The 10961-nt window shown below is 69.3% G+C and carries 11 protein-coding genes; 1 reads left to right on the top strand and 10 read right to left on the bottom strand.

Features of this window, described 5'->3' with window-relative positions; genetic code table 11:
• Positions 1-14: 14 nt before the first annotated feature.
• The 10 genes from WH07_RS18155 to WH07_RS18110 form a co-directional block, all read right to left on the bottom strand.
• Positions 15-956, bottom strand: a complete 942-nt coding sequence (locus WH07_RS18155) for an NADP-dependent oxidoreductase (RefSeq protein ID WP_052744452.1) — start codon at positions 954-956, stop codon at positions 15-17.
• 5 nt (positions 957-961) lie between these two features.
• A complete protein-coding gene (locus WH07_RS18150; protein ID WP_046501082.1) occupies positions 962-1612 on the bottom strand; it encodes an LUD domain-containing protein in 651 nt (216 codons plus the stop codon).
• Positions 1613-2258: 646 nt separating this feature from the next.
• A complete protein-coding gene (locus WH07_RS18145; RefSeq protein WP_063775789.1) occupies positions 2259-2795 on the bottom strand; it encodes a MarR family winged helix-turn-helix transcriptional regulator in 537 nt (178 codons plus the stop codon).
• 1689 nt (positions 2796-4484) lie between these two features.
• Entirely contained in the window at positions 4485-4772 is a 288-nt protein-coding gene (locus WH07_RS18140; protein ID WP_046501081.1) for a recombinase family protein, read from the bottom strand.
• Positions 4773-5257: 485 nt separating this feature from the next.
• Entirely contained in the window at positions 5258-6157 is a 900-nt protein-coding gene (locus tag WH07_RS18135; protein WP_046501080.1) for a TIGR03619 family F420-dependent LLM class oxidoreductase, read from the bottom strand.
• A 231-nt stretch (positions 6158-6388) separates the two neighbouring features.
• Positions 6389-7276, bottom strand: a complete 888-nt coding sequence (locus tag WH07_RS36295; protein WP_052744451.1) for a dioxygenase family protein — start codon at positions 7274-7276, stop codon at positions 6389-6391.
• A gap of 56 nt (positions 7277-7332) precedes the next feature.
• The gene (locus tag WH07_RS18125; protein WP_046501079.1) at positions 7333-7704 is read right to left on the bottom strand and encodes a DoxX family protein; all 372 of its coding nucleotides are present in this window, start codon (positions 7702-7704) and stop codon (positions 7333-7335) included.
• A gap of 56 nt (positions 7705-7760) precedes the next feature.
• On the bottom strand, positions 7761-8531 hold the full coding sequence (locus WH07_RS18120; protein WP_046501078.1) for an SDR family NAD(P)-dependent oxidoreductase: 771 nt from the start codon (positions 8529-8531) through the stop codon (positions 7761-7763).
• A 45-nt stretch (positions 8532-8576) separates the two neighbouring features.
• Positions 8577-9257, bottom strand: coding sequence for an SDR family NAD(P)-dependent oxidoreductase (locus WH07_RS18115; RefSeq protein WP_046501077.1), 681 nt, complete (start codon positions 9255-9257; stop codon positions 8577-8579).
• A 35-nt stretch (positions 9258-9292) separates the two neighbouring features.
• Complete coding sequence (locus WH07_RS18110) at positions 9293-10240, bottom strand: NADP-dependent oxidoreductase (RefSeq protein ID WP_046501076.1); 948 nt, start codon at positions 10238-10240, stop codon at positions 9293-9295.
• 102 nt (positions 10241-10342) lie between these two features.
• Here WH07_RS18110 and WH07_RS18105 point away from each other — a divergent pair.
• Positions 10343-10961: TetR/AcrR family transcriptional regulator (locus WH07_RS18105; RefSeq protein ID WP_046501073.1), on the top strand; the 619-nt coding region annotated here is incomplete at its 3' end.

Genomic DNA, 10961 nt, shown 5'->3' with positions numbered 1-10961 from the left:
GGGGGGGGCAGCCCTCAGGGAAGGAGCAGGATCTTGCCACCAGCGCTGCCTCGGGCTTGGAGGGCATAGGCCGATGCGGCCTCTGCCAGGGGAAACGTCATGGCGACATCCACCCTGAGGCCGCCGGTCGCCGCGTGGCGTACCAGACCGGAACGGGCCGCGGGCCGGATGCGCTCGGTCTCCTCGCCCGGACCGATGGCCTTGGCACCGGCAGCCCAAGCCGCACTGAAGTTCACCATGGTGACGATGCGCTGCGAATCTGGTACCAGCTCCAGAGAGACCGTCAGGGCTTCGTCGGTGCCGGCGGCGTCGACCGCCGCGGTCACGCCGTCGGGCGCCAGCGCACGGACACGTTCGGCGAGTCCCTCTCCATGGGCGACGGGGGTGATCCCGGCGGCGCGCAGCCGTTCATGGCGACTCCGTGATGCGGTGCCTATCACCCGGGCGCCCCGCGACCGGGCCAGCTGGGCGACCATTCCGCCGACGGCGCCACTGGCGCCGTGGAGCAGTACGCGGTCACCTTCTCCGACGCCGACCGCTTCCAGAGCATGGAAGGCGGTCGTGCCGCTGCCGAGCAGAGCGGCGGCCTTGTGGAAGCTGAGCTGAGGGGGCTTGTGCAGCAGCGTATTGGCAGGGACCGTGAGTTCGTCAGCCTGTGCTCCCTCCAGCCAGTGCCCGAGCACCGCGTCGCCCACCGCGAGCGGACGCGCTTCGAAGCTGACCGCTTCGGGCCCCGCGGCGCTGATGACGCCCGCCATTTCGTTGCCCAGCCGCAGCGGGAGCAGGGAGGGGGCGCGGTTCATCAGTCCGCCGGCCCGTTTGACATCGAAGGGGCTGACGGCGGTGGCGCGGACGGCCACCACCACTTCACCAAGGCCGGGCGGCCGGGATGGAACGTCGGTGATCTCTATGACTTCGGCTCCGCCCCAGGCGGTCGCCACCACTGCGCGGACCATGCCGGTCAGAAGCCGACCGGCCGGCGGACCAGGATCACGCTGGCACGCCCGGGGAAGACTTCACGCTCGTAGATGAGGATCTTCCCGACCACGCTGCGGGCGCCATAAGCGGCCTGGGCGCGCACGTCCTCCTTGGGGTAGGAGTACGTCTCGATGCGGCGCAGCGCCGTCGACAGGTCGGCCACCACCTTCTGCGCGCCGACGACGAAGACGGCCATACCCGCTCCGGAGGCATAGGGGGCCAGTTGAGACCCGGAGGCGGACGCGATCACGAGCTGGCCGTTCTGGGTGACGGCATGAACGCTGCCGACGACGACGTCGGGCGCCGAACGCGTGACACGGACCTCGTCGGCGCGCTGGGCGATGTCCCAGTGGGCCTGCTCGGCGCGGACACTCTTGAACTTCCCCGACTCATCCACGTCCGCGGCGATGCCGCTCTCGCGCAATGTCTCGCTGGTGGCGGTCAGCACGGCCTTGTCCGCGGGGAGCAGGTCGCCCGCGGCGCGGCGGGCGTCGGCCAGGGTGTCGACGATCGACACGGTGAAGCCGTTGGCACGCAGCGCCGCGGCGGCGCTCTGGAGGTCAGCCTCCGGCGCGGGGCGGGCGAAGGACTCGTCCACGGGGAGGACGTCGGGGATGGACTGCACGTCGGTCATGGCGGAGCACGAGCCTTTCGTAGCTGACCGGGCCGGGGCGGGTGCCCCACCCTTGCATTTTCAGTAGCTGGCTAGATAGTAGCTAGCGTGTTGATGGCTGGCTACATGGTAGCTGGAAAGCTGGATGATGCAAGCGATTCGTCGGCGGACGTGGTCGGCGAGGGCATCGGGGCGGTGGGCGCGCGGGGCGTGGGCGCGCGGGGCCGGCCGCGCACCATCCGCGGGTCGCGCGCACCATTCGTGGGTCGCGCGCACCATTCGTGGGTCGCGCGCACCATTCGTGGGTCGTCCGGGAGCCGTGCTGGGCGAAAGGGGTGCGTCCTGGGCCTTCGGGCGGCGACGGCTGGTGCCGGGCATTGCTTTACGAAGCAGCTGATTCCCGGACTTGTCCGGCCATCACCGCGCCGCCGCTCATGCCGAGCGCCCAGGGAGCGGCCCCATTGCTCGGGTCAGCGCTCGGCGAGGCCGTCTTCGGGCCCGTCTCCGTGACGATCCCGGGCGCGGGCCGCTGTCTCGGCGAAGATCGACCGGACAGGGCCTGGTGATGGCAGCCGCGTTGGTGGAGTGGGGACGATGCGGTCCCGCGTCCTCTGCTGCCGCCGTGACCTCGGTGACGCGCTGCCGCCAGGGTCACGGCGGGCGTTCGTCAGGCGCTCTGCGCGATCGCCGAGCGGGCGGGGGAAGGCGCGACCTCGGGGTCGACGCGGGTCGCGAAATCCGCAAGCGTTTGGAGGCCGTCCAGTCCCATCGCGGTGATCACGCGTTCCTGGAGGGCGTCGGCGAGCGTCAGGGCCGCCTTGGTCGCGGTGGTGCGGCCTTGCGGGGTCAGGGCCGCCCGCGTGACGCGCCGGTCCGTCGGGTGCGGACGCCGCTCCATCAGCCCGGCCTCGCAGAGACGGTCGGCGACCTTGGTCGTGCCGGCCGTGGTGAAACCGAGCGTTCGTGACAGCTCACTCATTGGGGCGGCCTGCCCCGGTGCCAGCAGCAGGAACCACAGGACCTGGAACGAGGATGGGGCGAGCCCGGTGGAGTGGTGCACATCCTTCAGAACCTGCTCACTCAAGCGGCGCAGCCCCGACTGGAGGCTGTCCCATTGTCTCAGCAGGGCGACCTGCTCATCGGACGGGCAGACTCCCGCGTCATCCCCTTCTGCTGACGCGCCCCCGGCCGCGTTCGCCACCATAACCGGCTCCTCTCGCCATGTGAGGGCCGATCTGTTCGGCCACCCTCAGTCTATCAATGCCAGCTACTATCTCGCTAGTTACCTATCAACTGGATGGAGGATCGGGTGGTACGAAGACCCCGATCATGCCGGACGAAACACGAGCGGCCACGCCGCGCGCTGATCCACCAGGGATTACGGGAGAGCCCTTTGACTGGCCCCGGAGAAGTGAGATTTCGTGATACGTGAGAGGGTCGGGCGGGTGAGCGAGACACCACCGACGACCCTGCAATACCGCATGGACGGGCCGGAAGACGCGCCCGCGGTGATCCTGGGCCCCTCTCTCGGCACCACCTGGCACAGGTTGTAGAGACCCTCCAGGGGCGTCCAGCTGATCCAGGACAGTGGCGTAATGCCAAGTCGGAGCACCGGGTCTGGGGGGGTCCGCGTGGACTGTGAGACTTGTGTGAGAGCGCGTGAGAAGACGAAGCCTGCCGGTTTAAGCCGGGGTACGGGAGCGAGGCGGGCCAGGTCTCGACGGCGCGGAGCGCCAAGGGCAAGGAGGCGGGCAACGCTGGTGCGAGGGAGCGGAGCGAGGAGCGCCACCGGCGACCGGCTGCCCAGCCCCGCAGTACTGAGAGCGCGGAGCGCCCGGGACGCAGCAAGGCGTGGGAGGTCCGCTTCGTTCCCCGCCCGCACCGGTGGTATGGATCGCACCGAGCCCCGACACGAAGGCAGAGGCGCGCGCCCCTGCACCTGTAGACGACCACGGGCCGCGCCCGGGCCGGAGGGGGCGTGAGTCGTCCTTCGCGACGCCAAGGGTGCGGTGCGCGGCAGCCCCACCTCAGCAATTCGCCCTCCGGACGTCCATGCGGCAACCTGAGCGACCGGGCGGTGCGAGTTCAGACATAGGAGAGCCGTAGTGCAGTTCACGGTGCTGGAGTATGGGGCAACCATTCCCCCGCATCGCGGGGCATATCTGACAAAGGACAACTGGAACGACTACGGGTTCTATACTCCATTCGATCTGCAAGTACGCCTCCCGGACGGGGGCGCACCGCTCCGGTTTGGTTTCGTGCGGATCGCCCACGTCTCGATGGAGACCACGGGCATGGCCAGGTCAGCAGATCTGCTGCCCTCCAGTTTCCGGTCTCTGGACAGCGGATTCTTCAGCCTGGCCCAGGAAGACGACTACTACGAGAACCTGCAAACCCTCCTACCTCCCGGCATGTACAGGGAGATCATGCATGCCCTCAAAGACGTCGCCTATATCGAGGGGCTGTCCACACAGGTTGCGGAGCTCTCTGTGTTCCGTGACTCCCTGCTCCGGGACCACGACATGAAGGAGCTACGCCGGAAGCAGCGTGTCGCACGAGGAACTCGCCGTCGAATCGTCCCCTTCAAGTGGTCGTACACACCTCCCCAGACCGGGTTGATCCCGCCACACAACTTTGAGTTCGAGACGAAGTCGTCGAGTCTCCCTGCCACCAACCTGCATGCGCTGATCGGCCGCAACGGAGTCGGAAAGTCCAGGCTGCTCCATGCCATTGCCGCGGAGGCGACAGCTGGCCGGATCGCAGTCGAAAGCGATTCCGGTGGTGAAGACAACAGTTTCACTGGCTGTGTCGTTGTCTCCTTCAGCCCTTTCGACGAGCTCTACAAGCCACCGCCGGCCCCAATCATGAAGTTCGACTACATCGGCCTCCGCCATCAGGAAGCCGGGCGTCCCAAATCCGACGATTCCATGCCGGACATGGCCGCGAGCACGGTGAACACGATGCCGGACGGGTCGTGTGAGCCCTTCAGTTCTCCGGTGAGGAACTCCAGGCCGACGTCGCTCGCCTTCAGCTCCTCGGCGAGCATGGCGAGTTCGATGCCGCGGCCGAGCCGCTTGTGCTCGTGCACGACGAGGGTGACGGCGACGCCGGAGGAGCGGATCTCCCCGGCGAGCTTCACGGCGGCCTCCAGCTCCGGTCGCTTGGTGGCGCAGGTGGACATCGGGCAGGTTGCGATTCCACGTGCTTGAAGTCGTCGCTCACGGCCCCGGACTGTTTCATGAGGGCGTTTCCGACGTGCAGTCGTTTGCAACGACTCATGAAACATGATCGCCGCCAGTGGACCGCCGGGCGGCCGGGTGTTTCATGAGCGACCACCTGTGAAACGACGGAGCCGGAGTTGTCTGCGGGGGACGCGAGGCGTGCCCCGCAGACGACATGGTGGGGGTGAGTTGGCGGTGGGGACGAGGATCGTGTTGGCGAACCGGTGCGTGATTTTCCAGTTATCGGGATCGGCCCGGTAGTGGTCGGTTAGTTCAACGATGTGTCCGGTGGTCGAGGCCGGATCCGCCGGTGTTCGACCGGCTCGTCCTCGCCCCAGTCCTCGCCCCCGCACCTGGCTCGCCCTCCACTGGCACTGCCGGCACTACGGCGCCAAGCCCACGCCCGGTGGGCTTGTGTGAGGGCCAACTTGCAAAGCAGGCGGGATCAGTTTCGTACTGCGTTCAGGATGCGTTGAGCCTTGTCGAGGGATTCATCGACGCTGGCGGCGATGTTCATCATTTCCACGAAGGCGTGGTCCACGTCGGTGTCGCGTCCGGCCCTCATGATCGTGTCTACGACCTGGTCGAGGCCAGTGCCAGGTGCCGGGTAGACGCGGAGGACCATGCGGAGCGTGGCGGGATCACGCCCGGCCTCCTTGGCGAGGGCGCGGATGGACCGCATGGGCTCGTTGACGGTGGCGGGGTCGAACTCTCCGGCACCGGGAACGTGGACGGGGAGCCATCCGTCGGCGCGCTGGGCCACCCGCCGCATCGCCGCGGGTGCGAAGCCGGCCAGGTACAGGGGCGGGCGCGGGGTCTGGGCCGGTTTGATGTCGGCGTAGGTCTGTGGGATCTGCCAGTACCGGCCCTGGTAGCCGGCCGGGTTGGCCGACCAAAGTTCCTCCAGTGCGTCCAGGCATTCGTCGAGCCGTGCCCCGCGTTCGTCCATGGGTACCCCTGCGGCTTGGTATTCGTCGGGTGACCAGCCCGTGCCGAAGCCGGGCATGAGCCGTCCGCCGCTGATCCGGTCGATCGTGGTCAGGGAGCGCGCTAGCAGGGCAGGGGCGTACCAGGGCGCGATCAGGATGTTGGAGCCGATCCGCACTCGCCGGGTGACCGTCGCCGCCACAGTCATGAGCGCGAAGGGGTCCAGCACTGAGTGGAAGACCTCGGGGATGGTGTCTCCGCCGCCGTAGCCGACCGTGGGGTCGACCGGCGCCAGGAGGCGGTCGCCCACCCACAGGCTGTCGGCGCCGAGGGCCTCGGCCTCTCGAGCGAAGCGGGCGACTTCTTCCGGCTGGTGCGCGAGGGGGCCCATCTGGGGCAAGGTAAAACCGATCTGCACGTGCACTCCTCAAGGTTTGTCCGTCCGCGTTTCCGCAGCGCTTTCAACAGGGACTGGGGCTTGACCGCCACTTTCGAAGGAGGTCGGCACGGCCAGGTGCGTGGGCACTTCCACGGCGAACTCCTCGCTGGAACGCGGCCCCACCACGAGCTTGCGTGTGTTGCGGGACTTGGTCCCGGTGGCGACCATCGAGGCGTCCGGGCCAGGCGCAGGCCGCGGCGTCCTCGGGACTCACGCGACCGTCTCCTTCACAGTGGCGGTCTCGGGGCTGGTGCGGGTCTTGAGGACGAAGTCGAACTGGGCGGTGCGGTAGGGGCCGGTGAAGCCGTGTGCGGCGATGTCTTCGGGTTCTCCGTGGAGGACGGTGTTGGCAAGGAGCGCGGGGTGGGCCATCTTCGGTCCGACGAAGTCGACCGGGATGACGGGGTCGCCGGTGAAGTAGATCTCGCCGTACCAGGGGGCGACGAGGTCGGGGTGGTGGACTTCGTAGTGGATGTGGGCGGGGCGGTAGAGGCTGCGGCCTAGTGCTGCGGCGGCCTCGGGGATCCCGTCGACGGCGGAGGCGAACGCGTCGGCGTAGGGGACGGGGGTGATGGTGGTGAAGGCGTAGCGGCCGTCGTCGTCGGTGAACTGGTGGCCGCGCAGGTTGTGGGTGGGCACTCCGTCGTCGTACAGCCCGGAGTAGGTGCCGTCGTCGGAGGCGTGGTAGATCTCCAGCTTGGCGCCGGCGAGGGGCTTGCCGTTGCCGTCGAGGAGGCGGCCGGAGGCGATCAGCGGCGTGCCGGGTTCGTCGGGGCGCATGGGCAGAGTGCCCGGGTTGTCGATGTGCGGGGAGCCGTGGATGACGGTGGGGCTTTCGACGTCGTTGGAGGGGGTGTAACCGTCCTGGCCGCCCTGGAAGAGCTCGCTGTACAGCGGCATGGCGACCGTGGCGAGCGGGACGCCGGTGGCGTGCTGCATCTTCTGGAGGAGGGCGGTGGCCGCGTTGAGGTCGGCGAACGTCAGCCCTTCCTCGTCACGCAGGCGGGCGAGGGCGTCCTTGAACGCCTCGACGAGGCGTACCGCTCGGGGGTTGATCTGGGTCGGGTCGATGTAGGACGGGTCGACATGGGAGGTCATGGCGGCGTGCTCCTTGGACAGGTAGGGGTGCTGGAGGACGGGACCGCCGGTCGGGTTCAGAAGCTGTACGGGCCGAAGCGTCCCCAGGCCACCAGTACGGCGAGGATCAGCAGGACGGCGTTGAGGCCGATCGCGGGGAATTCCTTCTTGCGGGCGTGGTAGGTCGCGGCCAGCAGCATCGTTATGCCGAGGCCGACAGCGGCCAGCGGTGTCAGGACGGTGGCGATGCCGGTGGCCGCGGGCAGGATCAGCCCGAGGGCGCCGGCGAATTCCACGATGCCGATGAAGCGGACGGTGCCGGCTGAGAAGTCGGCCACCCAGGGCAGCTTCTCGACGAGTTTGTCCTTGGGCTGGGTGGTTTTCATGACACCGGCCATGGCGAACATGACGGCCAGTACGGCCTGCACGATCCACAGGAAGATGTTCATCGCAGGTGGAGTCCTTCAGGGAGAGGGCGAGGGAGGGGACGCGGCGGAGCGTGCTGCTATCCGAGGAGGCTGCCACCAGTGGCGTCGAGGGAGGCTCCGGTGATCCACCGCGCCCGGTCGGTGGCGAGGAAGACCACCACATCGGCGACCTCCTCCGGCTCACCGAGGCGCTTGAACGCAGACAGCTGCGACATCTGTTCGCGCACCTCGGGGATTTGGAAGACCGCGCTTCCGTTGTCCGTGATACCGGGGAGCACGCTGTTGACCGTGATGTGCCGAGGGGCGAGGTGCCGGGCGAAGTGCAGCGTGAGCTGGTCGAGCGCGCCCTTGGACATCGCGTAGACGACCTGCGACGGCACAGCCCTGCGCGTGATGGCTGAGGAGATGTTGATGATGCGTCCGCCGTCCGGGATCAGCCCGAGAGCTCGCTGGACGAGGAGGAAGGGGGCCTTGGCGTTGACCGCGAAGATCTCGTCGATCTGCTCGGTGGACACCTCTTCCGGGGCGCCGCCGGCGGGCGTCGTCGCGGCGGCGTTGTTCACCAGGATGTCCAGGACGGTCTCGCCGGTGTGCTCGCGCAGTCCGGCCTCCAGCTGGTGGAACAGCTGGTCGACGGCGCCGGGCGTGCCCAGGTCCGCGCCGACGGCAAAGGCCCGTCCGCCGTCCTTCTCGATGAGGTCGACGGTCTGCTGCGCGGCCTGCTGGTCGCGCCCGTAGTGCACGGCGACCAGGGCCCCCTCGCGGGCGAGGCCGAGGGCGGCGGCCCGGCCGATGCCGCGGCTGGATCCGGTGACGAGAGCGGTCTTGCCGGTGAGCGTGCTGGTCATGCTGGTGTCCCTACGGTGTTCGGGAAGTGGGGGTTGGCGGGGATGTCAGCCGTTGAAGACGGCTTCGGCCTGCTCGCGGCGCTCGTACAGGTCCCAGTACAGGGGCGCGACCTGTTCGGGGGTGGCCGAGGGGATGCCTTCGGGGCCGCCCTCGCCGAGCCAGGTGCTGATGGCGATGTGCGCGGCGTAAATCCCGCTGCCGGCCAGCTCGTTGTGCAGGTTGAGCACCCAGTTGCGCAGGGCGGCCTGGGCGGCGTTGACGTTGCCGAACATGGGGACGGGGTGGATCGATCCGCCGCCGGTGGTGAACAGCAGCGTCCCCACGCCTGCCTCGCGCATCACGGGCAGCACCGCGCGCGCCGCGGTGACGGCGCCGTAGAAGGTGTACTCGATCTGCGGCTGGAGATTGTCGACGTCCGACTCGCTGGGCGTGGCCGTGGTGAAGCCGGGCACGGGTGAGTGCGGGGCGGGGGAGTACTCCAGTACGTCGATGGAGCCGAAGCGGGCGCGGGCCGCCTCCAGCCCGGCAGTCAGGGAGGCACGGTCCATCACGTCGGCGGGGAACGCGGCGGCCGTGATTCCCTCCTTGCCGAGCCGGGCGACGAGGTCGTCCAGCTTCTGCGGGGTGCGGGCGAGCAGTGCGACGTCGAAGCCGCGGGAGCCGAAGGTGCGGGCGATGGCCAGGCCCATGCCGGGGCCGGCGCCGACGATGGCGAGAGTAGGCATGATCGATCTCTTCTTCCGTGTGCGGGAGGGGGGTGTCAGGAGAAAGTGACGGCGAGCTTGCCGAGCTTCCCGGCCCCGAAGGCGGCGAATGCCTCGGGGGCCTGGGCCAGCGGGTAGGTGGCGGTGACCGGTACGCGCAGTGCGCCGGAGGCGACCTGGTCGGCCAGAGCATCGAGGGTCCGGGCGTTGGGGTCGGCCATGATCGTGTGGACGGTGACGTTGGTGACGCCGCTGTCGGCGACGGCGTCCTTGGTCAGGCCGGCGGGGGAGGCGATCCGCCCGCCCGGCCGCAGCAGGCCCGCCAGTTGGGCGCCGTCCCCGGCCAGGTGCATCACCGCGTCCACGCCCTCGGGGGCGAGCGAGCGGACCTGTGTGGCGAGGTCACCGGTGAAGTCCACGACCTGGACTTCGCCGCCGGTCAGGCCGGTCACGAAGTCGGTCCCCGCACCGGGGCGGGCGGTGGCGATCACGCGGGCGCCGCGGGCCGCGGCCAGCTGCACGGCCAGTGCGCCGACCCCGCCGGTGGCGCCGGAGACCAGCACCGTCTCACCCTCGGCCACGTCCAGGGCGGCCAGGCTGTCGAAGGCCGTGGCCCCGGCAACACCCAGGGCGCCGGCGTCCGTCACGCTCAGGCCCTGGGGAATCCGGGCGAGACCGTGGGCGGCCGGCACGGTCACGTACTCGGCCAGCGACCCGGTGCCCAGGAACGGCTTCATCACGACGCCGAAGACCGCGTCGCCGACGGCGTATCCCTCCACCCCCTCGCCGAGTGCCTCGACGGTGCCCGCGAAGTCCTTGCCGGGCACCAGCGGGAACCGGTGCTCCATCATCCCCTGCAGAAAGCCGGCCGCCGTGGCGGCGTCGATGCCGTTCACGGACGAGGCGGCCACCTTGACCAGTACCTCGCCCGCCTGCGGGCGGGGAGTGGCGACCTCGGCGACGGCGGGGGCGGAGGGGACCTCATTCAGCACGACAGCACGCATGGCGCAGCACCCTTCGACGAAAGTGGAACGGCCTTCCCGTTTCACGTGTCCAGCGTAGCAACACAACTGGGCAGCCTGTTCCAATTCGCTAGGATGGGTGCCATGACCACTTCAGCGGCCCTTGACCAGCCCCCGGAAGAGCGGCCGGGAACGGGGCTGCGCGCCGACGCCGAGCGCAATCGCGACCGCATCCTGGCCGCCGCCCGCCGCCTGTTCGCCGCCGAAGGACTCGGCGTCTCGATGGCCGCTGTCGCACGCGAGGCAGGTGTCGGCAAGGCCACCCTCTCCCGTCGCTTCGCCACCCGCGACGACCTGGTCAACGCCGTCTTCGCCGACCGCATGGACGGCTACGTCACCGCCGTCGCGCAGGCCCTCGCCGACCCCGACCCCTGGCGCGGCTTCACCGGCTACATCCACGCCGTGTGCGCCATGCAGGCCGCCGACCGCGGCTTCGCCGACGTGCTGACCATGACCTTCCCCGCCGCCAAGGCCCTGGAGGTCCGTCGCACCGAGGCGTACAACGGCTTCCTCGCGCTCATCGACCGCGCCAAGGACAGCGGCCATCTGCGCGCCGACTTCACCAGCCAGGACCTCGTCATCCTGCTCATGGCCAACGCCGGAGTCGTGGGCGCCACCGGGGATGCCGCCCCCGACACCTGGCAGCGCCTCGTAGCGCACATGCTCCGCTCCTACGCCGCCCCCGACGCCCCGCTCCCCCCGC

Origin of the sequence: Streptomyces odonnellii, from assembly GCF_000981895.1 — a bacterium.
Lineage (GTDB): Bacteria > Actinomycetota > Actinomycetes > Streptomycetales > Streptomycetaceae > Streptomyces > Streptomyces odonnellii.
Note: the sequence above shows the minus strand (reverse complement) of the source record. Positions and strands in the feature narration are given on the sequence as shown.